Genomic DNA, 24048 nt, shown 5'->3' on the forward strand with positions numbered 1-24048 from the left:
GGTCCGCATCCCGACCGGCACCCCGGTGACCCGGTCGGACGACCCCCGACACCCGCCCGATCACGACGCGAACACCGAGGAGGCAACACCATGCCCGGCGAGAAGACGAACTCCGTGACCGAGTACCGCGAGCAGGCGGTCGAAAGTGAGCGGGGTGCGCTGGTGACGGTGTTGCTCATGGTGATCCTGGGCGTGGCGGGCATCTTCGCCGTCTCCTGACGCCGCATCCCGACGCGCCGGTGGGCGCCGCCGGCAGTGCCGGGGCGCCCACCGTCCGCGCGTGGGCTCAGGGCCTGGGGGCCTGGCCGTCGGTGTGCGGCAGCCGCTCGGCGGGCACGACACCGAGCCGGCCGGCCTTGAAGTCCTCGAACGCCTGGAGCAGCTCGTCGCGGGTGTTCATGACGAACGGGCCGTAGTGCGCCACCGGCTCCCGGATCGGCTCGCCGCCCATGATGTAGAGGTCCAGCGCCGGGGTGTGGCCGTCCTGGCTCGCGTCCGCGGCGAAGGTCAGCGCGTCGCCCGGGCCGTGCACGGCGAGCTGACCGGTGTGCACCGGCCGCCCGTCGGTGCCCACCGTGCCCCGCCCACCCAGCACGTAGACCAGGGCGTTGAAGTCCGGCCGCCACGGCAGGTCGACGCGGGCGCCCGGCTGCACGGTCACGTGGGTGATGGTGATCGGGGTGTGGGTGGAGCCCGGCCCCCGGTGCCCGGCGATCTCGCCAGCGATCACCCGGATCAGGGCGCCGCCGTCGGGCGTGGTCAGCAGGGCCGCCTCCCGGCCGCGGATGTCCTGGTAGCGGGGCGGGTTCATCTTCGCCGCCCGGGGCAGGTTGACCCAGAGCTGGGTGCCGTGGAACAGCCCGCCACTCACGACGAGGTGCTCCGGCGGCGCCTCGATGTGCAGCAGGCCGCTCGCGGCCGTCATCCACTGGGTGTCGCCGTTGGTGATCGTGCCGCCGCCGCCCTGCGAGTCCTGGTGGTCCATGATCCCGTCGATCATGTACGTCACCGTCTCGAAGCCGCGGTGTGGGTGCCAGGCCGTGCCCCTCGGCTCGCCCGGGGCGTAGTCCACCTCGCCCATCTGGTCCAGGTGGATGAACGGGTCCAGCTCGGTCACCGGCACGCCGGCGAACGCCCGGCGGACCGGGAAGCCCTCGCCCTCGTAGCCGCTGGGCGCGGTGGTCAGGCGGCGGACCGGGCGGAACGCGGTGGACTCGTCGAGCCGGGGCAGGCGGGGCAGGACGAGCACGTTGTCGACGGTGATGGCGGGCATCGGGGTACTCCTCAGTTGTGGGGGTGGGCGGTCGACGCGTCGCGGTCCGCGCGCAGGCGCCGGCCGAGCCGCTCGAAGATCCGGGTGAGGCAGGCGACCTCGGCGTCGTCGAGGTCGTCCATCAGGTGGGCGCGCACCGAACGCAGATGGTGGGGGGCGGCCTCGCGCAGGGCCAGCAGCCCGGCGGCGGTGAGCACGGCCTCGCTGCCGCGGCGGTCGTCCGGACAGGACTCCCGGGCCACCAGGCCGCGCCGCTGCATCGTGGTGATCTGGTACGTCAGCCGGCTCGGCGAGAAGACCAGGCGGCTCGCCAGCTCGCCCATCCGCAGCCGCTGGCCCGGCGCCTCGGAGAGCAGGACGAGCACGTGGTAGTCGGCGAAGGTGAGCGCGCTGTCGGCGCGCAGGTCGTCCTCGAGCCGCGTGTAGAGCCGCTGGCTCGCCTCAATGTAGGCGCGCCAGGCGGCGAGGCGGGCACTGTCCAGGCTCTCGGTCACGCCACGACAGTAGCACTCCTTCAAAATTTAACAACTGCCCCGTGAGCGCGGTCACCCGCGCCCGCGAGGCAGTCGTACAGCTTTGAATGACGCCCGTGGGCGCGACCGCCCGCCGTCGACGGCCGACCCGCCGTCGATGGTCGACCCGCCGGCGCGGACACCCGCCGCTTGCCGGCCGGCTGCCGGCCGACGGGGTCCGGGCGGATCCGGCCGGCGGGCGCCCCGGCGGGCCCTCAGCGGGCGGCCGGCGAGGCCGTCATGTGCATCCGGCCGAGCAGCTGACGGGCCTGCTCGGCGAACTGCGCGTCGACGATCACCGCGTACTGGCCCGCGCGCAGTGAGCTGGCCGAGGTGAAGTCGCGCCGGCCGCCGGTCATCGCGTGCGCGACCGCGCCGAACACCGCCCCCCAGATCGCGCCGACGAGCAGCCCGACCAGGATCACCGCGATCCAGTTGCCGGCGGTGAAGATGCCGAACAGCAGCCCGATGAAGAGTCCGAACCAGGCGCCCGTGCCGGCGCCCGCCAGGGCCGCCCGCCCGGTCGTCATCCGCCCGAGCACGGTCTCCACCAGCGTGAGGTTCGTGCCGACGATGGCGCTGTGCTCGACCGGGAACCGGTTGTCGGCCAGGTGGTCGACGACCCGCTGGGCGGACGGATAGTCCGGGTACGACCCGATCGTCACGGTGGGCGGACCGGTCTCCGGGCCGTGCCCGTCGTGGCCGGGGGCGGTCGGCCGGCCGGCGGGACCGGACGGCAGGGTGTCGCCGCCCGGCATCCCGGGCCGCCATGCCGAGGTGGGACTCGACGGTGTGGTCATGAGTTCCTCCTTCGTCAACCCCCCGCGTTCCCGTCGCCGTCGCCCGATAACGCCACCCCCGCGGGCGAACACCCCTCCCTTCCCTCCCCCTCCCCACCCCCACCACGGCCGATCATGCAGTTGTGGTGGTCCGCATAAGCCGCTCATGCGGTCACACCGGGCACCACAACTGCATGATCGACGCGTCGGGGGCGGGGGGCGGGGGAGGCGCGGGGGGTCAGGAGCAGGCGGTGGCGTTGAGGGTGAAGGCGGTCGGGGTGGGCAGGGGGCCGCCCGGCCAGGTGCCCTGGAAGCCGAGCGAGACCGTGCCGCCCGTGGGCAGGCTGGCGTTCCACGTGGCGTTGCGGACCGTGATCCGGTCGCCGGACTGGGTCCAGTCGCCGTTCCAGCCGTTGGTGAGCCGGACACCGGCGCCGGGGGCGAACGTGATGGTCCAGCCGGTGAGCGCGGCGCCGTGGTTGGTCACCCGCAGTTCGGCGGTGAAGCCGCCGGACCACGAGTTCGGGGTGTACGACACCGCGCAGCCGCCGGTCGGCGGGGGAGTGGTGGCCGGGGGTGTCGTGGGCGGGGCGGTGGTCGGCGGCGCCGTGGTCGGCGGGGCCGTCGTGGGCGGGGCGGTGGTCGGCGGCGCGGTGGTGGGCGCCGGGCCGGCGGCCAGGGCCAGGTCGTACGCCCGCTGCGGCACGAACTGGCCGGCCGGCGCGATGCAGCCGTCGGCCTCGCCGGGCAGCTTCACCCAGAGGTACGCGTCGATCGCCGGGTCGCCGGTGGCGGTGGTGCTCGGGGTGCCGATGGCGCGCCCGGCGGGGTCGCACCACTCGGAGCCGGCCGGCCCGTTGCCGTTGCGGCTGGTGTCGACGACCGCCTTGAGCCGGGACACCCCGGTCGCCGCGATCACGGCCTTGGCGTAGGCGACCTCGTCGGCGGTGCGCCGGTAGTTGGAGACGTTGAGCGAGATGCCGTCGGCGCTGTTGGCGATGTCCGCGCCGAGCAGCCGGGAGGCGGCCTCGGCGGGGGAGAGCCACGCGGAGTGCCCGGTGTCGAAGTAGACCTTCGCGGCGGCCGAGCCCGCCTTCAGCTTCTTGCCGGCGTACGCCATGGAGGCCTTCGTCTCGGCCTGCTGGGCGGCGTTCTGGCAGCTGGTCATCAGCGGCAGCACGTCCGGTTCCAGGACGATGGTCGCGGGCCGCCCGGCCAGGCCGGCCGCGACCTGGTCGACCCACTGCCGGTAGGTGGCGTGGTCGGGCGCGCCGCCGCCGCTCGCCCCGCTGCAGTCGCGGTTCGGGATGTTGTAGACGACCAGGATCGGCACCTTGCCGGCGGCCGCCGCCGCGCCGACGAGGGCGTCGACCTCGGACCGTACCGTCGAGGTGTTGGTCCGGGTGAACCAGCGGCCCTGGGGGACGCGCGCGATGCGCTCGGAGATGACGGCGGCCCGGGGGTCGCCGGGGTTGGCGGCGACCCACGCCGCGGCGGCCGTGGCCGGGTCGACGTAGAACGCCGAGTCGGCGGCGACGGCGGCGGGAGCTCGGACGATGCCGACGGCGACGGTGGCGGCGACGGTGAGCGCCGCTGCGGCGGCGCCCGCCGCGGCGAGTGCGGGTCTGCTTCTCACGGGATCTCCCATTCATCGAGGAGCGCCGCTGGAAGCGCTCCCATGCGCCGTCAAACTACGTGCTGACGGCGACGATGTGAAGGGCCCCCGTCGCGACCCGCGACTTTCCGGCCCGGCGCGCCGGCCGCGGGGCGCGGTCTGCGGTCTGCGGGGAGAATGGCGGGATGCGCCTGGTGATCACCGCCGACACCCACGTGCCGAAGCGGGCCAGGGACCTGCCGGAGCCGCTCTGGGCGGCGGTCGACGCCGCCGACGTCGTGCTGCACGCGGGGGACTGGGTCGACGAGGCGTTGCTGGACGCCCTGGCCGCCCGGGCCCGCCGCCTCGTCGGGGTGTACGGCAACAACGACGGGCCGGCGCTGCGCGCCCGGCTGCCGGAGGTCGCCCGCGTGGAACTCGACGGGCTGCGGGTCGCCGTCGTGCACGAGACCGGCCCGAAGGCCGGGCGGGAGAGCCGCTGTGCGGCCCGCTTCCCCGACGCCGACGTGCTGGTCTTCGGCCACTCGCACATCCCCTGGGACACCGTCGCCCCGGGCGGCCTGCGGCTGCTCAACCCGGGCTCGCCCACCGACCGCCGGGCCCAGCCGCACGCCACGTACCTGACGGCGCGGGTGGCGGCGGGGCGGCTCGACGAGGTCGAGCTGCACCGCCTGCCGCCGCGCCGCCCGACCGGTCACTGACCGCGGCCGGTCTCCTCCTGGAGCTGGTCGATCCGCTTCGAGGCCTCCGCCTTGGTCAGGCCCTCCGGCGGCTCCTCGCCGGCCTCCCGGGCCAGGGTCGCCAGGTAGGACTCCTGGGCGGCGGTCGGCGGCTCCTCGCCGGTGACCCACTCGTCCGGGTCCTTGATGGCGCCCTGCGGGTTGGCCTGGCTGCTGGTGCGGTCCGTCATGGTCTCCACCTTCCTTCGAACAGACGTGCCAATACCCCGCCCGGCGCCGATCCATGCGCCTCTCCGGCGCGTCGTGCGCGCCGCGCGCGTCTGCGCCGTCCGGGCGACGCGGGCGCGCATACGATCACCGGGTGAGTGCGCAGGAGCGGGCGGGTGTGGTGGTGGTCGGCGCGGGCATCGCCGGGGTGGCGTGCGCGACGGAACTGGCCCGCGCCGGCATCCCGGTGGAGATCCGGGAGCGCGCCTGGGTGCCCGGCGGCCGGATGGCCAGCCGCCGCTTCGACGGCCGGCCGGCCGACACCGGCGCCGCGTACTTCACGGTCAGCGATCCCGACTTCGCCGAGGTCGCCGAGGGGTGGCGGTCGGCCGGCCTGGCCCGCGAGTGGACCGACACCTTCGTCGCGTACGGCGCCGACGGCCGGCGCGCGGTGCCCGGCCCGATGCGCTGGGCGGCGCCCCGGGGGCTGCGGTCGCTGGTGGAGCACCTGGCCCGGGAGCTGCCGGTGACCGTGGACCGGCTCGTGCTCGGCGTCGAGCCGGGGCCCGTGGTGGACGGGCGCCCCTGCGAGGCGGTGGCGCTCGCCATGCCGGGGCCGCAGGCGGCCCTGCTGCTCGACCCGGCCCTGGCCGCCGCCACCCGGGCCACGCAGGCCCAACGCTGGTCGCCGTCCCTGGCCGGGGTGCTGCGCTTCCCGGCCCGCCGGTGGGCCACCTTCCGGGGCGCGTTCGTCAACGACCATCCGCTGCTGAACCTCGTCTGCGACGACGGCGACCGCCGCGGCGACGACGCGCCGGTGCTGGTCGCCCACACCACGCCCGAGTTCGCCGCCGGCCACCTGGCCCAGCCCACCGGCGCCGGTCCGGCGATCGAGGAGGCCGTCCGGGACCTGCTGGGGCTGCCCGAGCCGGCGGAACACGTGCACGTGCACCGCTGGACCTACGCGAAGCCGACCGCCGGCCCGGACGGGACGTACCACCTCGACGCCGACGGTGTCGGGCTGGCCGGCGACGCCTTCGGCAAGCCCCGGGTGCAGAGCGCCTGGCGCTCCGGCCGCGACCTCGGCCGTGCCCTCGTCACCCGCCTCGACCGGGGGTGAGAAAGGGCCGGGCGGTCAGCCCCCGGCGGTGACCGGCTCGCCGGCGCGGCGGCGTTCGGACGGGTCGGAGGTGCGTTCCCCCGCCCGGTCCAGCAACTGCATCACCGGGGTCGCCGCGATGCCGTGCACCACCACCGAGACGATCACCACGAGGCCGACGGTCGCCCAGATCAGATCCGCCTGGGGAAAGTCGGTCTTCGCGGTCGCGTACGCGACGTAGAAGAACGAGCCGACGCCCCGGATGCCGAACAGGGCGATCACCCAGTGCTCCGCCGGCCGCCCGGGCGCCCCCCGCAGCGACAGCCAGCCGACCAGCGGGCGGACCACGAAGACCAGCGCCAGCCCGACCGCGGCGGCCGGCCAGGTCAGCGGTCCCAGCAGGCCGCCGACCACGGCGCCGCCGAAGAGCAGCAGCAACAGCACGGTGAGCAGCCGCTCGACCTGCTCGGCGAAGCCGTGCAACACGGAGTGGAACTCGTGGGTGCGTTCGGCGGCCCGGATCGCCCGCGCGGCCACGAAGACCGCCAGGAAGCCGTACCCGCTGACGAGCTCCACCAGCCCGTACGCCAGGAAGGTCGCGGCCAGCGCGAGGAAGCCCTCGGAGTGCCGGGCCAGCCGCAGCTTGTCCGGGGCCCGGAAGAAGAGCTTGCCGAGCAGCCACCCGATCGCCCACCCGCCCGCCACCCCGGCCGCGACCTTCCAGAGCACGTCCACGCCGAGCCAGCGGCCCAGCCAGTCGCCGGGGGCCAGGCTGGTGGTGGCGATGGCGATGGCCGCGTACACGAAGGGGAAGGCCAGCCCGTCGTTCAGCCCGGCCTCGGAGGTGAGGGCGAAGCGGACCTCGTCCTCGGAGTCCTCGACGTCGGTGGGCTCGCCGACCTGCACGTCGGCGGCAAGCACCGGATCGGTCGGGGCGAGGGCCGCCCCCAGCAGCAGCGCGGCGGCCGGCACCAGCCCGGCCCACCACCACCCGAGCAGCGCCACCGCCGCGATGCACAGCGGCATGGCGATGGCCAGCAGCCGCCAGGTCGACGACCAGCGGGCCCAGCTCAACGGCCGGTCGATCTTCAGCCCCGCGCCCATCAGCGCGACGATGACACCGATCTCGGTGAGGTGGGTGGCGACCTCCGGGTAGGCGAGCGGATCAGGGTTCGGCAGCCCGACGGGGAGGAGGAAGACCAGCATCCCCAGCCCGAGGAAGGCGATCGGCATGGACAGCGGCCGGCGTTCGAGCACCCGGGGCAGGATCCCCGCCAGCAGCGCGCCCAGACCGACCACCGCGAACGCCACGTCTACCGGCTCCACGACCCCACCTCTCCGCCTCGCCCACGGCGTGCGGGCAGGTGGTGCAAGTCCTTGCCCCCGGAAGACTTCTCGTATTCCTGTCCCGGGCGACGGAACCGGCGCCGGTCACCTCACCCGGGTGGTGACCGGCGAGTCGTCGAGGGTGGCGAGCAGCGCGGCGGGGTCCTCGTAGACGGCCACCGCGCCGGCCCCGGCCAGCTCGCCCCGGCTGGTGCCGCCGCAGGTCAGCCCGACGCAGGGGATGTCCAGCTCGCCGGCGGCGGCGACGTCCCACACCGAGTCGCCGACGAAGACGACGCGTTCGGCGGCCAGCCCGGACTGCTCCAGCGCGGCGATCAGGATGTCCGGCGCCGGCTTGCTCTCCCGCGCGTCCGCCGAGCAGGTGACGGTGTGGACCACGTCGTCGGCGGCCAGCGCCCGGCGCAGCGCGGCCACCTCGTGCTCGGCGGCGGAGGTGGCCAGCACCACCCGCAGCCCGCGCTCGGCGCAGGCCCGCAGCAGGTCGGCGGCGCGGGGCAGCGGAACCAGCCGCTCCCAGTACTCGGCGAACAGGGTGTCGTGGGCGTCGCGCAGCTGCTGGTCGGCGCTGCGGTCGCGCTCCGGGCCGAGCAGGTGGTCGAGCAGCTTGTCCGAGCCCATCCCGATGGCGCGGTGGATCGTCGCCATGGGCACGGGCCGGTCGGTCTGGCGCAGCGCCTCCCACCAGCTCACGGTGTGCAGGTAGGTGGTGTCGACCAGGGTGCCGTCCACGTCGAAGAGGACACCAACGGGCTTGTCTGTGGGCATGTCGTCCTCCTACCCCGTCCCGCCCGGGCTGACGCTCCCGCTCATCCCTGCGGGATCAGGATCTCGAACCAGACCGTCGAGCCGCGTACGGTCGGGTCCGTCCCCCAGGCGTCGCTCAGCTCCTCGATCAGCCCGAGCCCCCGACCCCGGCTGCTGAGCGTGTCGGTCTGCGCGCGGGTCACCGTGCCCCGGGTGCCCGAGTCGGCCACCGACACCAGCAGCCGCTCCGGGCTGAGGTCGATCTCCACCCGGGCGGCGGTGCCGGCGTGCAGCAGGGCGTTGGTGGTCAGCTCGCTGGTGCAGAGCACCGCCGCGCCGATGATCGACTCGGGCACCTGCCACTCGGTGAGCTGCGCGGTCATCCAGTGCCGCACCCGGCTCGGCGCGGTCGGCTCGGCCGGCACCTCCATGCCCGTCGACCGGGACGGGCGCAGCGCGTGCTCCACCGCCAGCACCGCGACGTCGTCCTCGGTGGCGCCGGGCACCGCCGCGGTGGCCACCGCGCACAGCGCGCGGGGGTCGCCGCTGCCCGCCCCGGCGACGGCGGCGGCGAGGGCGTCCAGGCCGGCCGTCAGGTCCTGCCAGCGCCGTTCCACCACGCCGTCGCTGAACAGCAGCAGGGTGTCGCCGGGGGCGAAGCGCACCGTGACGGTGGGCGGTCGGCAGCCCAGGCCCAGCGGGGCGCCCGCGGGCACGTCGAGGTACTCGGCGACCGGGTCGGCGTCCGGGGCGCACCGGCGGATCAGCGGGGCGGGGTGACCGGCGCTGGCCAGGGTGAGCCGCTGCCGGTCGGCGTCGACGACGCCGAAGACCACCGTCACGAAGAGCTCGTGCGTGTCGCCCTCGGCGCCCAGGCTGGTGACCAGCCGGTCGAGCCCGGCCAGCACCGCGTCCGGGCGGGGGTCGGTCAGCGCCAGCGCCCGCAGCGCGGCGCGGACCTGACCCATCCGGGCCGCGGCCTGCACGTCGTGGCCGGCGACGTCGCCGAGCACGATGCCCAGGCCGCCGTCGGGCAGCAGGAAGGCGTCGTAGAAGTCCCCGCCGGCGGCGTTGCCGTCGACGCCCGGGTCGTAGCGGGCGGCGATCCGCATCCGGGGCAGGTCGGGCAGGTGCTCCGGCAGCATGCTGCGTTGCAGCAGCTGCGCCGTGCCGTGCTGCGTCTCGAACCGGCGGGCCCGCTCGGCGGCCTGACCGACCAGCTCGGCCGAGGCGGCCAGCAGCGCGCGCCGGGCGGCCGACCAGACGTGCGGGACCTGGTAGCCGACCGTCAGGCCGCCGCGCACCACCGAGGCCCGCAGCGGCACCGCCGCGAGCGCGCGGACCTTCTGGTCGTGCCGGTCCACCGCGATGTCCCGCAGCGGCTGGCCGTCGTCGACGAAGTGCGGCACGCCGCTGCGGGCGGCGGTCACCACCGGCCCCTGCCAGTCCGGCGGGATGCGCCGCCACAGCGGGGGGAGGCGCTCGTCGGCCTCGTCCATCAGCTCGCCGCGGATGCGCCGGACCATCCGCCAGCCGCCGCCGCCCTCGTCGACGGCGAACGAGACCCGGTCGGCGTCGAACGCGGTGATCGCGTAGCGCAGGGCGACCCGGGCCACGTCGTCCAGGGTGAGGGTGCCGGCGAGCGCCGCGGCGAAGTCGCTGAGACTTTGCAGCTGCTGGGTGACCTGGGTGGTCTCCGCGGCCACGGTCAGCACGCCGACGATCCGCCCGGCGCCGTCGCGCACGGGGGAGTAGCCCCGGGTGAAGACCGACTGCTCGACCAGGCCGGGACGGCGGTGCAGCGGGAGGGTTGTCTCCTTCTCCAGGAAGGGCTCGCCGGAGCGGTAGGTGTGCTCGATGGCGTCGCCGACGCCGGGCAGCGGCCAGGACTCCGCGAACACCTCGGCCGCCGGCCGGCCCACCGCGTCGGGGTGCCGGTCGCCGATCAGCTCCGCGTACGCGTCGTTGTAGACGAGCAGGTGGTCGTCGCCCAGGGTCAGGGCCATCGGCACGGGCGAGGCGAGGAGCAGCTCGGTGGTGGCCCGCACCGCCGGATCCCACGCCGGCCACGGGCCGAGCGGGGTGCCGCCCCAGTCGTGACGCAGGACGGTGGCCGCCATGCCCGACGCGGAGGGGGTACCCGAGACCGGGGCTGGTGGGTTCGGGACCCGTCCGACCGTTCCTGGCATGACCGCAGCCTAGCGGGAGGCCCCGTCGCCTGTTTCCGATCATGCCCCGCGCGTCGCCGAGGCCGAACGTTCGGGCAGTTCAGGTCGGTTATGTGGCGACATGTCGGGAAAAGTTCGGGGACTCCGACGGCGTGCCGCCTCGGTGACCGGGTAAGCGCGCGGCGCAGTCCATGCGACAGGAGGGACATCATGCCGGAAAGCCTCGCGGTCAGGCAGGTCGACATCGGCGACGCCGTGGCCGACATGTGGAGGTCGGTGCTGCTGTTCATACCGCGGGCCATCGCGTTCATCGCGATCCTCGTGGTCGGATGGCTCATCGCCAGAGCCGTGCTCAAGATCGTCGACGCGGCGCTGGAACGGGTCGGCTTCGACAGGGCGGTGGAACGGGGCGGCATCAAGCGCGCGCTGGAACGCACCAAGTACGACGCCAGCGACATCCTGGCGAAGCTGGCGTACTACGCCGTGCTGCTGTTCACCCTGCAGTTCGCCTTCGGGGTGTGGGGACCCAACGCGATCAGTGACCTGATCAGCGGCGTGGTCGCCTGGCTGCCACGCGCCTTCGTGGCGATCGTCATCGTCGTCGTGGCCGCCGCGATCGCCAACGCCGTGCGGGATCTGGTCACCGGGGCGCTGGGCGGGCTCGCGTACGGCAAGGTCCTCGCCGACCTGGTGGCGGTCTTCATCCTCGCGCTGGGTGTGATCGCCGCGCTGAACCAGGTGGGCATCGCCACCACGGTGACGACGCCGGTGCTGATCGCGGTGCTCGCCACCGTGGCCGGCATCCTGATCATCGGTGTCGGCGGTGGCCTGGTGAGGCCGATGCAGAACCGCTGGGAAGGCTGGCTGAACCGGATGGCCGAGGAGTCGCGGGCGGTGCAGGAGCACCGCCGGGCCCGGGACGCCGGCCAGAGCGACGTCGGCCGGCAGATGGCCGACCGGACGGCGGCCGAGCGCACCGAGGTCATGCCCCGCGGGCAGGGGGCGACGACGGCCGGCGGACGCGGCACCTACCAGTCGGGGAACGTGGGCGACGAGACCCAGCAGTTCCGCCGTTGACCGGGCCGTGAGCCAGGACGGGAGGGGTGTCCGCGCACGTGCGGGCGCCCCTCCGGCGTGTCCGGCGGAGGTTCGCCGCCTCGCGCGCCGGGCTCCGGCGTGGCGGTGCGCCCGGCGCAACCGCCGGTCAGACCAGCGGGAGCGGGGCGGTCGCAGGGGCCCCGAGCGAGCGGGTCAGCGCGCAGACCGCGAGCAGCCGGGTGAGCAGCCAGTCCGGTGCGGACCAGTCCACCGGCGCCGCCGGCGGCTGCCAGCCGTGCTCCAGCGCGGCGGCGCGGACGCCCTCCGCGTAGCCGGCGAGCGCTGCGGCGCTCAGCGGCCGGCGGTCGCCGTCCAGGCTCTCCCGTACCGCCGCGGCGTGCTGGTCGACCAGGGCGAGCAGGCCCGGCCGCGCGGCGGCGGCGGCCAGCCCCTCGGCGCCGACGGAGGCGGACAGGAGGGCGAGGGTGGCCCGCGCCGAGCTGGCGGCGGAACGGGCCTCGACCCGGGTGAACGGCACACGCATGGTGACCGAGGCTATCCGGCCGTGACCAGGGTCGACCTCGGCCGGTCGGCGGGTTTTTGACCCTCCTCCGAACGGTCAGCGGGCGGCGCGGGGATTGACCCGACGCGGGCGGGGCAGGAGGAGAACCGCCCGGACGGGCACAGCCGACATCTGGAGGAACGGATGGGACGACACGGGGACGGGCCGGACGAGCGGCACCGCAGGCCGGCCGGGGTCAGCGACGAGACGGTGGCGGCGCTCGGCAAGCTCAGCGAGGCGCTGGAGTGCGTCGAGCGGGTGCGCGGCCACCTCTACTCGCTGCACCAGCTGGTGGGGCACGCCGACCTGATGCTCGACGACGCCGTGGAGATGTTCCGCGCCGCCGGGCACGACGGGATCGCCGACCGCATCGACACCGACCTGCTGGGCCGCAACGTCATCGCCGGGCGGTGGACGTTCCAGATCGTCGAGGACTTCGACGACAACTACTACGCCCTCTTCCGGGACCTGGACCGGGCCGCCCGGGACGAGCTGGTCGGCGGTCGCCGGCACCTCTACGAGGCGGAGATGAAGGAGCGGCGGCGTAGCCGGGGCCGCCCCGGGCACGAGGCACGCCCCGACGGCGAGGGCTAGGTGCCCCGCGCCCTCCGCGGGGCGGCGAGGGCGGCGGCGCCGGCTGCCGCGTCAGTCCGTCGGGCGGGCGTCCGCCGGGCGGCGCCGGGCCGCGTCGTCGGCGATGATCACGGTCGCCACCATCAGCGCGACGCAGAGGCTGAACAACCAGGAGTCGTCCGAGACCAGCTTGGCGGAGACGGGAGCCTGGAGCGCGGCGAGGAGGAAGCCGAGCCATGCCAGGCGGCGCTGACGCGTGGAGAGGATGCCGGAGCCCTGATGCATCCCGAAAGTCTTGCGCGCGAGCCGGGGCTTGCCGTCAGCCGAACGGCCGATTCTGGATGAGCTGTCCGTTTCCCTGCCCGTCCGGACCGTAATCTTCGTCCCACCGGGGGAGGCCGGGTGGCGCCACCGTCGACGGGGGGCAGGATGGTCCTCCGTGTCCACCGCCCCGCCCCGCGCCTCGCTGCTCCTGCTGGCCTACCTCGCCTTCGTCAGTCTCGGCCTGCCCGACGGCCTGATCGGGGTGGGCTGGCCCTCGATCCGGGCCGACTTCGGCGTGCCCACCGAGGCCGTCGGCCTCGTGCTCACCGCGGGCACCGCCGGCTACCTGACCTCCAGCGTGCTCGCCGGCTTCACGCTGGCCCGGCTCGGCGTCGGCTGGCTGCTCGCCGGCAGCACGCTGCTGGCCAGCCTCGCGCTCACCGGCTACGCGCTGACCCCCGGGCTCGCCCTGATGGTGGGCTGCGCGCTGGTGCTCGGCCTGGGCTCCGGGGCGATCGACTCCGGCCTGAACGCGTACGCGGCGGGCGCCTTCGGGGCCCGGCACATGAACTGGATGCACGCGTTCTTCGGTCTCGGCGTGGCGCTCGGGCCGCTGATCATGACCGGTGCGCTCAGCGCCGGGCTCTCCTGGCGCTGGGGCTACGGCCTGGTGGCGGGGGCCCAGCTCGCGCTGGCCGCCGCGTTCGCGCTGACCGTCCGCGCGTGGCGGGACCGCGGCCCGGCCCGTGGGCCCGCCGGGTCCGCGCAGGATGCGGCCACCGTCGCCCCGCCGACCGCTGTGCCGGTACGCGAGACGCTCCGTCTGCCGGCGGTCTGGCTGGGCGCGTCCGCCTTCGTCGTCTACGTGGCCATCGAGGTGGCCGCCGGGCTCTGGGCGTTCCTGCTGCTGACCGAGGGACGCGGCCTCGGCGCGGCCGTCGCCGGCGTCTGCGTCTCGGGCTACTGGGGGAGCCTGTTCGTCGGGCGCGTCGTGCAGGGTGTCGTCTCCGAGCGGCTGAGCGCTGCCGCGGTGCTGCGCGGCAGCCTCGTGGCGATGGCGGCCGGCGCCGTCCTGATCGCGCTGCCCGCGCCGGCCTGGGTGGCCGTGGCCGGGCTGTTCGTCGTCGGCTTCGCCGCCGCTCCGGTCTTTCCGCTGCTCACCCTCACCACCGCCGACCGGGTCGGTGCGGTGCACGCGGACCGGACCATCGGGCTCCAGATCGGCGCGGCCGGGTTGGGAGCCGCGCTGGTTCCGGCCGGGATCGGGGTACTGCTCGGCAACACCTCGGTGGAGCTGCTCGGGCCGGCGCTGGTCGTGCTCGCGCTGGGCCTGATCGCCCTGCACGCCGCCACCACCCGCCGGCCGGCCTCGACGCCCCGCTGAGCGCCCCGGCGCGCCGGCAGCCCGTGCGGCCGGCCCGAGTGGGCCAGCGGCCCGCGGGGCGGCCCGGAGCGCGGTTTGCGCGGCGCGGCGCGCGGTTCCGTGCCGGGCCCGCGCGCCGCGCGCCTCACATCGAGTCGGGCCCGGTCCGGCCGGTCGTGGAGGGTCGGTACGCGCGGTCGGGGTCGGTCGGCTCGCGGCCCGCCCCGGCGGCCTGCCCGCCCCGGTCCACTGCCTCCGGGCCGTGCCCGAAGGCCGCCTCCTCGCCGGCGTCGTTCCCCGTCACGTCGTCGGCCTGGCCGTCCAGCGTCGAACGCGCGACGGCCCGGTCCAGTTCCCGCAGTGGAGTCCGTTCCTCGTCCCGCCACACCTTGTCGTCGTCCGTCATACCCCTCGCGGTACCCCGGCCCGATGCCGGCAAACGACGATGGCCGCCGGGGAAACCGGCGGCCATCGGAGGTTCACATCCGGAGGGGCGGGAGATCAGGGCTGCGGACGGTCGACCTTGCCGCGCCAGGCGCCGGTCTCCTGACCGCGCCGCTCGATGAACTGCTTGAACCGCTCCAGGTCGCCCTTCGCGCGCCGGTCGACGATGCCGAGCTTGTCGCCGGCCTGCTCGACCACGCCGTGCGGTTCGAACTCGAGCTGGAGCGTGACCCGGGTGGTGTCCTCGTCCAGCCGGTGGAAGGTCACCACGCCGGCCTGCTGGGTGCCGCCCGTCGAGCGCCAGGCGACCCGCTCGTCGGGGAGCTGCTCGGTGATCTCGGCGTCGAACTCCCGCTTGACCCCGGCGATCTCCACGGTCCAGTGGGTCATCGTGTCCGTCAGCTGCCGGACCTCCTGCACCCCCTCCATGAACTGGGGGAAGTCCTCGAACTGGGTCCACTGGTCGTACGCGGTGCGGATCGGGACGGAGACGTCCACGTGTTCGGTAACGCCACTCATCAGGCATCCTCCTTCGTCCGCCGGTGACGGGCCGGATCGTGCGGGGATCCGGTCACCAACGGGTCGTCTCGTTCTTGTGGCCGAGCGCCGCCCACACCTCGGAGATGGTCTGGTAGCGGGTGCCCTCGGGCAGCCGCTCCAGTTCGGCGACGATGTCCGCCGGCGCCTCGTTGTCGCGCGCGTTGGCGATCAGCGCCTCCCGGTCACCGGGCAGGGCGGCCATCGTGATGAACCGGCCGAGTCGGCTGCGTCGCTCGACGTCCTCGGAGCTCATCCCCTTGGGCGCGCCCGTACGCAGTTCGCCGGCCGGGGCCGTGGTCGGCTCCGGCTGGTCCTCACCCGCCGGTTCCGGCACACGGGACTCGTCGACCCGCGAGCCGCCGGTCCCCGGCCCCTGCACGAGGCCGCTGACCTCCCGGCTCATCTGCTCGTCGACCCTCGGTCCGTGCTTGCTGCTGCCACGTTCCATGCCTTCTGCGCTACCCGGTGGCACCGGCGGTAAACGGGCGGGCCGGCGGCGCGGCCGGTAAACCCGCGCGGGTCAGGTGGCGGCGGGCGTCTTCGGGGGCAGGACGGGCTCGTCGGCGTCCGGCTCGCCGGCCTGGAGCACCCGGCCGCGCTGGAGTTCCGCGTTGATCTGCACGCCGAGCATCAGCGCCGAGTTGGACAGGTAGAGCCAGACCAGGAACGCGATCACCGCCCCGAGGCTGCCGTAGGTGGCGTCGTACGAGCCGAAGTTGGCCACGTAGAGGCCGAAGCCGAAGGAGGCGAGGGCCCAGGCGAGCAGGGCGACCGCGCCGCCCGGGGTGAGCCAGCGGAACCGCGGCTGCCGGACGTTCGGCGCGATCCAGAACAGCAGGCTCAGCAGCACCATCATGATCAGCGCGAGCACCGGCCACTTGGCGACGCTCCACGCCGTACGCGCCAGCCCGCCGGCGTTGATCAGGTCGCCCACCGCGTCGGTGACCGGCCCGCTGACGATCAGCCCGGTGGCGACGACCGCCAGCAGCACCAGCGAGAGCGCCGCCAGGCCGATCTGCATCGGCCGCAGCTTCCAGACCGGCCGCCCCTCCTCGACCCCGTAGACGGCGTTGGAGGCGCGGGTGAACGCCCCGATGAAGCCGGAGGCCGACCAGAGCGCACCGAGCAGACCGAAGCTGAGCAGCACGCTGGCCGAGTCGTTCTGGTCGACCACGCCCCGAACCACGCCGACGAAGCCCTCGTTCGCCACCACGGAGCCGGCGCCCATGTCCCGGGCCAGGTCCAGCACGGTGTCGACGGTCTGCTCGCCGTTGGACACCAGCCCGACCAGGGCGACCACCACGATCGTGGAGGGGAAGAGCGCGAGCACCCCGTAGTAGGTCAGCGCCGCGGCCCAGTCCGCGCAGTTGTCCTTGACGAAGTTGCGCACGCTGCGCACCAGCACCCCGCGCCACGTCCGCCAGCTCAGCTGGCGTACCCGGCGGGGGAGCCGCAGTCGCCGCTCCCCGCTCAGCGCCGCGCCGGGTTCCGTCGTCGTCATGGCCCGCTCCCTGTGCCCCGCCGGCCGCCGGATGACCCGGTGCATCCGGCTTCGCCTGGCCCCGCCGGTACCCCTGGCCGGAAATCGACAAACCCGGCCTCCCGGTTTGCCTGCGGGGCCCGGGGGAACGGTCAACGAGAACCCATCGACGCGGAGGAGGACGAGATGCCCGGGCGCGAGGTACTGCCCAGCACGCTGCGACGCTCCCCGAAGAAGGCGCAGCGCACCTGGGAGAAGACGCACGACTCGGCCGTGGAGACGTACGGCGAGGGGGAGCGGGCGCACCGCACCGCCTTCGCCGCCGTGAAGCACGAGTTCGAGAAGGTGGGCGACCACTGGGAGCCCAAGGGCCGCAAGGGCCCGAGCGACCGCCAGGCGGCCGGCGGCGGACCGGAGCGCCGGGCGCCCACCGCCGGCGGGGTGGACGCCAACGCCACCAAGGACCACCTGATGAAGGTGGCGCGCAAGCTGGACGTGCCCGGCCGGTCGAGCATGACCAAGCCGGAACTGGTCAAGGCGATCGAGAAGGCGAACAACCGCCAGACCGCCAAGGCCCGCGGCCGCTGAGGCCGTCATCGGGTACGCCACGCAGAGGCTGTCCGTGCGCGGACAGCCTCTGCGCGTGCGTCACCAGTGGCCGCCGCCGGGCGCCTCGATGTGCACCGCCTTCGTCGCGGTGAACTCGTCGAGCAGTTCCGGCCCGTAGCCGTAGCCGTTTCCGCTGCCCCGGCGCGGGTGCGCGGCGCCGCCCGGCGCCCCGCCGAACACCGCGTTGACCTTCACGGTGCCCACCGGCAGCTCCCGCCAGGCGCGCTGGGCGTGGCTCATCGATCCGGTCAGCACCGTCGCGGCCAGCCCGTACGGGGAGTCCGCGGCGCACCGCAGCGCCTCGGAGAACGAATCGACGGCGACGATCGCGGCGACCGGCCCGAACGTCTCCTCGCGTACCACCGTCATGTCGTGCCGGCAGTCGGTGAGCACGGTCGCCGGATAGAACGCCCCCGGCCCGTCGGGCAGCGTGCCGCCGGCGCGGATCCGCGCGCCCTCCGCGACCGCCGCGGTCACCTGCCCGTGCACGTGGTCGCGGTGCCGCCGGTCCACCAGCGGCCCCAGCTCGGTGCGCGGGTCGCCGCCCGGGCCCACCCGCAGCTGCGCGGCCCGCTCCACCAGCGCCTGCGTGAAGTCCTCCGCGACGTCGCGGTGCACGTAGATCCGCTCCACCGCGACGCAGATCTGCCCCGCGTTGGCGAACGCACCGAGGGCCGCCTGCCCGGCCGCCCACACCGGGTCGACGTCGCCGTCCACGACGAGCGGGTCGCTGCCGCCGTTCTCCAGCAGCACCTTCGCCCCGGTCCGCGCCGCCGCGGCCGCGATGGCCCGCCCGGTGGCGGTGGAGCCCACGTGGGCGACGACGTCCACCTCCTGCGCGGCCAGCGCGGCGCCGACCTCCGGGCCCCCGGTCAGCAGCGACAGCACCCCGGGCGGCAGCGCCGAGTCGAGCGCCTTCGCCAGCAGCCAGCCGGTCGCCGGGGCGCGCTCGCTCGGCTTGTGCAGCACCACGTTGCCGGTGACCAGGGCCGCGCCGAGCAGGCCGCAGGAGACCGCCACCGGGTCGTTCCACGGGGTGATCGCGGCGACCACCCCGCGCGGCTGCGGCGTCATGAAGTCGAGTGCGTGGGTGCCGCCGTGCAGGGTCCGCCCGCCGCGCACCGGGGCCAGCTCCGCGTACTGTCGCAGCGTGCCGATCCCCGCCTCCACGCCGCCCCTGGCGTCCGACAGGGGCTTGCCCATCTCGGCCGTCGTCGCGCGGGCCAGGTCGTCGGCCGCCGCCGCCACAGCGTCCGCCGCCCGGTGCAGGGCCGCCGCCCGTTCCGCCGGGGCGGTCGCCGCCCACTCCGCCGCGACGCCGCGCGTCGCCTCCACCGCCTTGCCGACCTCGTCGGCCGTCGCCACCGGCGCCGAGGTGACCGGGGAGCCGTCGGCCGGATCGTGTACGACCAGCTCGCCACCCTCGCCGCCCGCGCCCCACACTCCGCCTATGAGCTGCGCAACCGTGTACATGGCAGTGCATGCCCCGGCCCCGGCGCGACAAACGCGTTTCGCCCGGTTGTCGGCCGGGTAGGCGGATCGGATGAGTTCCCCCGGCGCGGAGAGCGCGGACGCCGTCGTCGTAGGAGCCGGCCACAACGGCCTGGTCGCCGCCAACCTGCTGGCCGACGCCGGCTGGGACGTGCTGGTGCTGGAGGCCACGGCCACCCCCGGCGGGGCGGTGCGGTCCGCCGAGGTGACCGCCCCCGGCTACCTGAGCGACCTCTACAGCTCCTTCTACCCCCTCGGCTACGCCTCCCCGGTGCTGCGCGGGCTGGGGCTCGACCGTTACGGATTGCGGTGGCGGCACTCCCCGGACGTGCTGGCCCACCTGATGCCCGACGGACGGGCGGCGGTGCTCAACCGCGACCCGGAGGCCACCGCGGCCTCGCTGGAGGCGTTCGCGCCGGGCGACGGCAAGCGCTGGCTGCACGCGTACGACGACTGGCGTCAGGTGGCCGAGCCGATGCTGGAGACCATCACCACGCCGTTCCCGCCGGTGCGCGGGGGCCTGACCCTGCTGCGCCGGCTGCGGGTGTCCGGGGCGCTGCGGCTGGCCCGGCGCCTGGTGGTGCCGGTACGCAAGCTCGGCGACGAACTCTTCGAGGGCGAGGGAGGCCCGGCGTTGCTGGCCGGCTGTGCCCTGCACACCGACCTGTCGCCCGAGGAGGCCGGTTCGGGCGTGTACGGCTGGCTGCTCGCCATGCTCGGCCAGCAGGTCGGCTGGCCGGTGCCCGACGGCGGCGCACAGAAGATCACCGACGCGCTGGTGGCCCGGCTGACCGAGCGCGGCGGCCGGATCCTCTACGGCGCACACGTCGACCGGGTGCTGACGGCGCGCGGCCGGGCGATGGGCGTGCGTACCGTCGGCGGCTCCCTCTGGCGGGCCCGCCGGGCGGTGCTCGCCGACGTCCCCGCGCCCGCCCTCTACCTGGACCTGGTCGGCGCGGCGGCGCTGCCGCCCCGGCTGGTGGAGGACCTGGCGCACTTCCGTTGGGACGGCTCGACGCTCAAGGTGGACTGGGCGCTGTCGGCCCCCGTGCCGTGGACCAACCGGGCGGTCGCCACCGCCGGCACGGTGCACCTGGGCGCGGACCTGAACGCGCTGACCAGCTACGCCGCCGCGTTGGCCCGTCAGGAGGTGCCGCGCGACCCGTTCCTGCTGCTGGGCCAGATGTCGGTGGCCGACCCCAGCCACTCGCCGCCGGGCACGGAGTCGCTCTGGTCGTACACCCACCTGCCGTTCCGCCGGCAGTGGCGGGCCGAGGAGATCGCCGCGCACGTCGAGCGGATGGAGCAGGTGCTGGAGGAGGCCGCGCCGGGCTTCCGCAGCCTGATCGTGGGGCGGCACGTGGCCGGACCGGCCGACCTGGAGGCGGGCGACCCGAGCCTGGTCGGCGGCGCGCTCGGCGGCGGCACCGCTGCCGCGTACCAGCAGCTGTTCCTGCGCCCGATTCCCGGCCTGGGCCGCGCGGACACCCCGGTGGACCGGCTGTTCCTGGCCAGCGCGTCGGCGCACCCGGGCGGCGGGGTGCACGGCGCCCCCGGCGCGAACGCCGCCCGCGCCGCCCTGGCCCGCGACCGCGCCCTCACGGGCCCGCTGTACGCGGCCGGGATCGACGCCGCGCACCGCGCCGTCTACCGCTGACACCGCCGGCGGCGTGCCGGGTCCTCGCTCCGCCGCCCCGACCGGCACGCCGCCGGGACGGGCCGGGTGTGCCGGCCTCCCCGAGCCTGGCCAGCCGGTCCGTGTGCGGACCTCTCGGCCCCGGCCGATCTTTGTACGGACGTCTCGGCGCGAGCCAACCGACGTGCGGACGTCTCGGCACCGGCCAACCGATGTGCGGGAGTGCCGCCGCCGGGCTGACCGAGCGATGTTCCCCCGAGCTCCGCCGACGAATCGAACCGGTTGGCTGGCTCGTCCGCCCATGGTCCTGCGGGCCGCCCGGGTCAGGGTGTTGCCGATGGCGAACGGCCGGGTCTGCCCCTGGCCGAGGTGGTCACAGGCGACGGCGCCACCCGGCCCTCCGGCCGACGGTGCCCCGGGCCCCTGCCCCGGCCGAGGGTGCCACCGGCCCCGGCCCTCGGCCGACGGTGCCACCGGGCCCCGGCCGCCGGCCCCGGGCGACGGCGCCACCCGGCCCTGGCCGGAAGCCTGCCGGCGGGCAGGAGGGCTGACCGAGCCCTCCCGGCGGCTGCCCGGTGCCGTCGACGCATTAGCTACCCACCGTGAGGACGCTGCGAGCGGGAGGGATCCCTTGCTTCGCCCTTTGCTCTGCAGCCATATACGCAACGGTAGCTATGGGTAGCCGTGGGCTGGCTTGGTGGCCATGCCGCCTCTTCGAAAACTCCAGGTAGGAGAGCTGGTGCGTCCGTGGCTGCAGAGCAAAGGGGCCGACGGGGGTGGCTCGGACTCGGGCGCAGGGTGACTCTGAGTGAGCTAACACTCGGTAGCCGTGAGATGAGGTGACCGGATGGTCGCGGGAGTGGTGCACTGAGGCCGCCCGGGCCAGCTGCTCCGACCAGCCGTTCCGACCTGCCGCCCCGGCGAGCCGTGCACGCCGCGAGCCCTGCTCCCGTCTGCCCGATCCGCCTCGCGGGCCACCCGCCCCGCCCCGCCTCACCGCCCGCCCGCCGGCTATCCGACCCGCCGCCCTGCCTCACCGCCCGCCAGCCGACCCGCCTCACCGCCCGCCAGCCGACCCGCCTCACCGCCTGCCCGCCGGTCACGCGACCCACCCGCCCCGCCCGCCTCATCGGCCGAGCCGCCCGCTCGGGCCGAGCCGCCCGAGCCGTCCGTCCGAACGCGGACGAGCCAGAGCAAGGCGGTAATCGGGAAGTCGAGGCGTGCGTGGCGGGCGGGGCAGGCAGGAAGGCGGGACGAGTAGGCAGGGCAGGCGGGCGCCCCGGAGCCGCGCCCCGGAGCCGGGCGGGTCAGCGTTCGATGTTGCGGTGCTTGCTGCGCAGCTTGAACGGCATCAGCGCGCTCTCGATCTTGGTCGCGGTGGTCATCTTGGACGCGCCGTCGCGCCGCTCCTCGAAGCGGATCGGCACCTCCAGGATGGTGTGCCCCAGCTTGGTGGCCAGGTAGTGCATCTCGACCTGGAAGCTGTAGCCGTTGGACTGCACCCGCTCCAGGCCGATGTCGCGCAGCGCGTCCGCCCGCCAGATCTTGAAGCCGGCGGTGAGGTCACGGATCCGGACCCGCAGCAGGGTGTGCACGTAGAGGTTGGCCCAGCCGCTGAGTGCCCGCCGGTAGAGCGGCCAGTTCTCGTCCAGCTCGCCGCCCGGGACGTACCGGGAGCCGATCACCACGCCGGCCTGGGTGGAGAGCAGCGCGCCGAGCATGCCCGGCAGCGCCTCCGGCGGGTGCGACAGGTCGGCGTCCATCTGCGCCACGTACTCCGCGCCGCCGTCGAGGGCGCGCCCGATGCCGTCCACGTAGGCGCGGCCCAGGCCCTCCTTGCCAGCCCGGTGCACGACCTCGACATGGTCGGGGTGCTCGATGGCCAGTTTGTCCGCCACCTCACCCGTGCCGTCCGGCGAGTTGTCGTCGGCGACCAGGATCTTCAGGCCCGGCAGCGGCAGGGCCAGCAGCCGCTCGACCAGCACCGGGAGGTTGCCCGCCTCGTTGTAGGTGGGAACCACGACGGTCAGGCGTGCGTCCCGCCACGGCACGGGCAACTGCACGGGTTCGATCATGTCGGACATCCTCGGTCGGCGGACAGGGCTCCCTGAGAGCGTAGCCAGTTGCCACATCCGGGTCGAAAAGGCCACCCCTACCGCCCCGTCTTCCGCCCCGACGAGGGACGAACGCGGGGTCAGCGGAGGCGGCGGACCAGCGCGGTCAGGGCCACCGTCAGCCCGGCCAGGGCGACGCCGGAGACGGCCGGCTTGTGCGTACCGATCCACAGCGCGGCCGAGCGGCGGCGGGCCCGGTCGGTGAACACGCCCTCCGCGCCCCGGTCCCGTTCGTCGTCCCCGGGGCGGTCCAGGTTGTCCCGCCAGGCGGCCGGGTCGATCGGGGTCTCGGTCTGCTGGCTGTCGTAGCCGTCGCGCGCCAGCTTGCGGTCGAGCAGGCCGGGCGCGAGGACGTCGCCGAGCCGGGCGCGCCAGGTCGGTCCGCCCACGTTCAGCTCGCGCGGCCCGTGGTCGGCCGCCCAGACGATCGCCTTCGCGGCCACCTCGGGCGCGAAGATCGGCGGCACCGGCTGGGGGTGCCGGGGCAGCCGGGTGCGTACCCAGGAGAACTGCGGGGTGTTGACCGCCGGCAGCTGCACCATCGACAGCTTCACGCCGGGGCAGTCGTGCAGCAGCTCCGCCCGCAGCGAGTCGTTGAAGCCCTGGATGGCGTGCTTGCTCGCGCAGTACGCCGACTGCAACGGGATCCCGCGGTAGGCCAGCGCGGAGCCGACCTGCACGATCGCGCCCCGCCCCCGCGCCCGCATGTGGCGCAGCGCCGCGAGGGTGCCGTGCACGGTGCCGAGGTAGTTGACCTCGGTGACCCGCCGGAACTCCGCGGCCGGGATCTCCCACGCGGGTGCGAAGACCGAGACCATCGCATTGTTCACCCAGACGTCGATGCCGCCGAAGCGGTGCACCACGTCGTCGGCGGCCTGCTGCACCGCCCCGGCGTCCGCCACGTCCACCCGGTAGGTGCGCACGTCCGAGGCGCCCCGCTCCCGGCAGTCCCGCTCGGCGGCCGCCAGCCCGGCCTCGCCCCGGGCGAGCAGCGCGAGCCGGGCGCCGCGCTCCGCGTACCGGCGGGCGATCGCCCGTCCCACGCCGGCGCTCGCCCCGGTCACCACCACGGTCTGTGTCATCCGTCCGCCTTCTGTCGCACGGCGATGTCGGCCAGCCGGGTCAGGGTCTCCTTGTTGCGCTGGTGCAGCACCAGGTCGTTGACCTTGTTGCGCACCCAGCGCAGCGGACCGGCGGCGAAGTCCTCGCCGATGCGTACGCGGGTCGCGCCCGCGCCGACCGCTTCGAGGGTGAACACCACCAGGGCCTCCCCGGCCGGCCAGAGGCCGGCGCGGATGACCAGCCGGCGCGGCGGCTCGCAGGTCAGCACCGTCGAGGAGTCGTGCAGGGAGAACGGCCACGGCCCGGCCTTGTGGTGCAGCTGGCTGCCCACCCGGGGCCAGGCGTCGTCGACGTCGCGGACGTGCACCGTGCCGACGACCCAGTCGCTGTACGTCCACCCGTCCGCCAGCACCGCCCAGACCTGCTCCGGGGAAGCTTCGATCACTTT

General features: G+C 75.0%; 26 protein-coding genes. 8 read left to right on the plus strand and 18 right to left on the minus strand.

Annotated features, from left to right (window positions below; genetic code table 11):
* Window positions 1–90: 90 nt before the first annotated feature.
* Entirely contained in the window at window positions 91–219 is a 129-nt protein-coding gene (locus AB0G08_RS19675) for a hypothetical protein (RefSeq protein WP_256442366.1), read from the plus strand.
* Window positions 220–286: 67 nt separating this feature from the next.
* Here AB0G08_RS19675 and AB0G08_RS19680 read toward each other — a convergent pair whose 3' ends face one another.
* The 4 genes from AB0G08_RS19680 to AB0G08_RS19695 form a co-directional block, all read right to left on the minus strand.
* Entirely contained in the window at window positions 287–1273 is a 987-nt protein-coding gene (locus AB0G08_RS19680) for a pirin family protein (RefSeq protein WP_358089760.1), read from the minus strand.
* A gap of 11 nt (window positions 1274–1284) precedes the next feature.
* Window positions 1285–1767 (minus strand): MarR family transcriptional regulator, encoded by a 483-nt coding sequence (locus AB0G08_RS19685; protein WP_358089762.1) that lies wholly within the window; start codon window positions 1765–1767, stop codon window positions 1285–1287.
* 233 nt (window positions 1768–2000) lie between these two features.
* Window positions 2001–2585: a general stress protein gene (locus AB0G08_RS19690; protein WP_358089765.1), complete on the minus strand. Its 585-nt coding sequence runs from the start codon at window positions 2583–2585 to the stop codon at window positions 2001–2003.
* Window positions 2586–2802: 217 nt separating this feature from the next.
* Window positions 2803–4200: a glycoside hydrolase family 6 protein gene (locus AB0G08_RS19695; protein ID WP_358089768.1), complete on the minus strand. Its 1398-nt coding sequence runs from the start codon at window positions 4198–4200 to the stop codon at window positions 2803–2805.
* Between the two features lie 164 nt (window positions 4201–4364).
* Between AB0G08_RS19695 and AB0G08_RS19700 the strand changes: the two genes are divergently transcribed.
* Window positions 4365–4880, plus strand: a complete 516-nt coding sequence (locus tag AB0G08_RS19700) for a YfcE family phosphodiesterase (protein WP_358089771.1) — start codon at window positions 4365–4367, stop codon at window positions 4878–4880.
* Here AB0G08_RS19700 and AB0G08_RS19705 read toward each other — a convergent pair.
* Window positions 4874–5089 carry a DUF3072 domain-containing protein gene (locus AB0G08_RS19705; RefSeq protein ID WP_089001095.1) on the minus strand — a complete coding sequence of 72 codons (216 nt, stop codon included), beginning with the start codon at window positions 5087–5089 and terminating at the stop codon, window positions 4874–4876. The two genes, AB0G08_RS19700 and AB0G08_RS19705, sit on opposite strands and share 7 nt — an antisense overlap.
* 155 nt (window positions 5090–5244) lie before the next feature.
* Between AB0G08_RS19705 and AB0G08_RS19710 the strand changes: the two genes are divergently transcribed.
* The gene (locus tag AB0G08_RS19710) at window positions 5245–6186 is read left to right on the plus strand and encodes an FAD-dependent oxidoreductase (RefSeq protein ID WP_358089862.1); all 942 of its coding nucleotides are present in this window, start codon (window positions 5245–5247) and stop codon (window positions 6184–6186) included.
* A gap of 15 nt (window positions 6187–6201) precedes the next feature.
* Here the strand turns inward: AB0G08_RS19710 and AB0G08_RS19715 are convergent, their stop codons facing one another.
* The 3 genes from AB0G08_RS19715 to AB0G08_RS19725 all read right to left on the minus strand — a co-directional run bounded on the left by AB0G08_RS19715 (window position 6202) and on the right by AB0G08_RS19725 (window position 10445).
* A complete protein-coding gene (locus AB0G08_RS19715) occupies window positions 6202–7491 on the minus strand; it encodes a cation:proton antiporter (RefSeq protein ID WP_358089773.1) in 1290 nt (429 codons plus the stop codon).
* Window positions 7492–7596: 105 nt separating this feature from the next.
* Complete coding sequence (locus tag AB0G08_RS19720) at window positions 7597–8277, minus strand: HAD family hydrolase (RefSeq protein WP_358089776.1); 681 nt, start codon at window positions 8275–8277, stop codon at window positions 7597–7599.
* 41 nt (window positions 8278–8318) lie between these two features.
* Entirely contained in the window at window positions 8319–10445 is a 2127-nt protein-coding gene (locus AB0G08_RS19725; protein ID WP_358089778.1) for a SpoIIE family protein phosphatase, read from the minus strand.
* A gap of 189 nt (window positions 10446–10634) precedes the next feature.
* Here AB0G08_RS19725 and AB0G08_RS19730 point away from each other — a divergent pair, with 189 nt between their 5' ends.
* Complete coding sequence (locus tag AB0G08_RS19730; RefSeq protein ID WP_358089780.1) at window positions 10635–11501, plus strand: hypothetical protein; 867 nt, start codon at window positions 10635–10637, stop codon at window positions 11499–11501.
* 127 nt (window positions 11502–11628) lie between these two features.
* On the opposite strand, the gene AB0G08_RS19735 is transcribed toward AB0G08_RS19730, so the two are convergent.
* Window positions 11629–12006 (minus strand): DUF6401 family natural product biosynthesis protein, encoded by a 378-nt coding sequence (locus AB0G08_RS19735; RefSeq protein WP_357880610.1) that lies wholly within the window; start codon window positions 12004–12006, stop codon window positions 11629–11631.
* Window positions 12007–12168: 162 nt separating this feature from the next.
* On the opposite strand from AB0G08_RS19735, the gene AB0G08_RS19740 reads away from it, so the two are divergent.
* On the plus strand, window positions 12169–12618 hold the full coding sequence (locus tag AB0G08_RS19740) for a hypothetical protein (RefSeq protein ID WP_358089782.1): 450 nt from the start codon (window positions 12169–12171) through the stop codon (window positions 12616–12618).
* 51 nt (window positions 12619–12669) lie between these two features.
* On the opposite strand, the gene AB0G08_RS19745 is transcribed toward AB0G08_RS19740, so the two are convergent.
* Window positions 12670–12882: a hypothetical protein gene (locus tag AB0G08_RS19745; protein WP_089001087.1), complete on the minus strand. Its 213-nt coding sequence runs from the start codon at window positions 12880–12882 to the stop codon at window positions 12670–12672.
* Between the two features lie 154 nt (window positions 12883–13036).
* On the opposite strand from AB0G08_RS19745, the gene AB0G08_RS19750 reads away from it, so the two are divergent.
* Window positions 13037–14245 carry an MFS transporter gene (locus AB0G08_RS19750; RefSeq protein ID WP_358089786.1) on the plus strand — a complete coding sequence of 403 codons (1209 nt, stop codon included), beginning with the start codon at window positions 13037–13039 and terminating at the stop codon, window positions 14243–14245.
* 124 nt (window positions 14246–14369) lie between these two features.
* On the opposite strand, the gene AB0G08_RS19755 is transcribed toward AB0G08_RS19750, so the two are convergent.
* The 4 genes from AB0G08_RS19755 to AB0G08_RS19770 all read right to left on the minus strand — a co-directional run bounded on the left by AB0G08_RS19755 (window position 14370) and on the right by AB0G08_RS19770 (window position 16709).
* Window positions 14370–14630: a hypothetical protein gene (locus AB0G08_RS19755; RefSeq protein WP_357878327.1), complete on the minus strand. Its 261-nt coding sequence runs from the start codon at window positions 14628–14630 to the stop codon at window positions 14370–14372.
* Between the two features lie 95 nt (window positions 14631–14725).
* A complete protein-coding gene (locus AB0G08_RS19760; protein ID WP_358089789.1) occupies window positions 14726–15187 on the minus strand; it encodes an SRPBCC family protein in 462 nt (153 codons plus the stop codon).
* Between the two features lie 52 nt (window positions 15188–15239).
* Window positions 15240–15656, minus strand: a complete 417-nt coding sequence (locus AB0G08_RS19765) for a DUF2795 domain-containing protein (protein WP_358089791.1) — start codon at window positions 15654–15656, stop codon at window positions 15240–15242.
* Between the two features lie 72 nt (window positions 15657–15728).
* Window positions 15729–16709, minus strand: coding sequence for a YihY/virulence factor BrkB family protein (locus AB0G08_RS19770; protein ID WP_358089794.1), 981 nt, complete (start codon window positions 16707–16709; stop codon window positions 15729–15731).
* Window positions 16710–16874: 165 nt separating this feature from the next.
* On the opposite strand from AB0G08_RS19770, the gene AB0G08_RS19775 reads away from it, so the two are divergent.
* On the plus strand, window positions 16875–17276 hold the full coding sequence (locus AB0G08_RS19775) for a ChaB family protein (protein ID WP_091095813.1): 402 nt from the start codon (window positions 16875–16877) through the stop codon (window positions 17274–17276).
* Window positions 17277–17336: 60 nt separating this feature from the next.
* Here the strand turns inward: AB0G08_RS19775 and AB0G08_RS19780 are convergent, their stop codons facing one another.
* Window positions 17337–18770, minus strand: a complete 1434-nt coding sequence (locus tag AB0G08_RS19780) for an aldehyde dehydrogenase family protein (RefSeq protein WP_358089797.1) — start codon at window positions 18768–18770, stop codon at window positions 17337–17339.
* A 70-nt stretch (window positions 18771–18840) separates the two neighbouring features.
* Between AB0G08_RS19780 and AB0G08_RS19785 the strand changes: the two genes are divergently transcribed.
* Window positions 18841–20445 (plus strand): NAD(P)/FAD-dependent oxidoreductase, encoded by a 1605-nt coding sequence (locus AB0G08_RS19785; protein ID WP_358089799.1) that lies wholly within the window; start codon window positions 18841–18843, stop codon window positions 20443–20445.
* Between the two features lie 1286 nt (window positions 20446–21731).
* Here AB0G08_RS19785 and AB0G08_RS19790 read toward each other — a convergent pair.
* The 3 genes from AB0G08_RS19790 to AB0G08_RS19800 all read right to left on the minus strand — a co-directional run bounded on the left by AB0G08_RS19790 (window position 21732) and on the right by AB0G08_RS19800 (window position 24045).
* Window positions 21732–22499, minus strand: coding sequence for a polyprenol monophosphomannose synthase (locus AB0G08_RS19790; protein WP_358089802.1), 768 nt, complete (start codon window positions 22497–22499; stop codon window positions 21732–21734).
* Between the two features lie 119 nt (window positions 22500–22618).
* A complete protein-coding gene (locus AB0G08_RS19795; RefSeq protein WP_358089805.1) occupies window positions 22619–23620 on the minus strand; it encodes an SDR family oxidoreductase in 1002 nt (333 codons plus the stop codon).
* Window positions 23617–24045 (minus strand): SRPBCC family protein, encoded by a 429-nt coding sequence (locus AB0G08_RS19800; protein ID WP_358089807.1) that lies wholly within the window; start codon window positions 24043–24045, stop codon window positions 23617–23619. Before AB0G08_RS19800 ends, AB0G08_RS19795 begins: the two co-directional genes overlap by 4 nt.
* Window positions 24046–24048: the final 3 nt, after the last annotated feature.

The organism is Micromonospora sp. NPDC023644, from assembly GCF_040640115.1.
Taxonomy (GTDB): Bacteria; Actinomycetota; Actinomycetes; order Mycobacteriales; family Micromonosporaceae; genus Micromonospora.

Coding starts and splice junctions, on each gene's coding strand:
- AB0G08_RS19725 (WP_358089778.1), bottom strand. CDS start 10,445: ATGCCAGGAACGGTCGGACGGGTCCCGAACCCACCAGCCCCGGTCTCG.
- AB0G08_RS19790 (WP_358089802.1), bottom strand. CDS start 22,499: ATGATCGAACCCGTGCAGTTGCCCGTGCCGTGGCGGGACGCACGCCTG.
- AB0G08_RS19675 (WP_256442366.1), top strand. CDS start 91: ATGCCCGGCGAGAAGACGAACTCCGTGACCGAGTACCGCGAGCAGGCG.
- AB0G08_RS19730 (WP_358089780.1), top strand. CDS start 10,635: ATGCCGGAAAGCCTCGCGGTCAGGCAGGTCGACATCGGCGACGCCGTG.
- AB0G08_RS19740 (WP_358089782.1), top strand. CDS start 12,169: ATGGGACGACACGGGGACGGGCCGGACGAGCGGCACCGCAGGCCGGCC.
- AB0G08_RS19765 (WP_358089791.1), bottom strand. CDS start 15,656: ATGGAACGTGGCAGCAGCAAGCACGGACCGAGGGTCGACGAGCAGATG.
- AB0G08_RS19775 (WP_091095813.1), top strand. CDS start 16,875: ATGCCCGGGCGCGAGGTACTGCCCAGCACGCTGCGACGCTCCCCGAAG.
- AB0G08_RS19745 (WP_089001087.1), bottom strand. CDS start 12,882: ATGCATCAGGGCTCCGGCATCCTCTCCACGCGTCAGCGCCGCCTGGCA.
- AB0G08_RS19755 (WP_357878327.1), bottom strand. CDS start 14,630: ATGACGGACGACGACAAGGTGTGGCGGGACGAGGAACGGACTCCACTG.
- AB0G08_RS19705 (WP_089001095.1), bottom strand. CDS start 5,089: ATGACGGACCGCACCAGCAGCCAGGCCAACCCGCAGGGCGCCATCAAG.
- AB0G08_RS19720 (WP_358089776.1), bottom strand. CDS start 8,277: ATGCCCACAGACAAGCCCGTTGGTGTCCTCTTCGACGTGGACGGCACC.
- AB0G08_RS19690 (WP_358089765.1), bottom strand. CDS start 2,585: ATGACCACACCGTCGAGTCCCACCTCGGCATGGCGGCCCGGGATGCCG.
- AB0G08_RS19700 (WP_358089771.1), top strand. CDS start 4,365: ATGCGCCTGGTGATCACCGCCGACACCCACGTGCCGAAGCGGGCCAGG.
- AB0G08_RS19735 (WP_357880610.1), bottom strand. CDS start 12,006: ATGCGTGTGCCGTTCACCCGGGTCGAGGCCCGTTCCGCCGCCAGCTCG.
- AB0G08_RS19785 (WP_358089799.1), top strand. CDS start 18,841: ATGAGTTCCCCCGGCGCGGAGAGCGCGGACGCCGTCGTCGTAGGAGCC.
- AB0G08_RS19780 (WP_358089797.1), bottom strand. CDS start 18,770: ATGTACACGGTTGCGCAGCTCATAGGCGGAGTGTGGGGCGCGGGCGGC.
- AB0G08_RS19760 (WP_358089789.1), bottom strand. CDS start 15,187: ATGAGTGGCGTTACCGAACACGTGGACGTCTCCGTCCCGATCCGCACC.
- AB0G08_RS19770 (WP_358089794.1), bottom strand. CDS start 16,709: ATGACGACGACGGAACCCGGCGCGGCGCTGAGCGGGGAGCGGCGACTG.
- AB0G08_RS19680 (WP_358089760.1), bottom strand. CDS start 1,273: ATGCCCGCCATCACCGTCGACAACGTGCTCGTCCTGCCCCGCCTGCCC.
- AB0G08_RS19795 (WP_358089805.1), bottom strand. CDS start 23,620: ATGACACAGACCGTGGTGGTGACCGGGGCGAGCGCCGGCGTGGGACGG.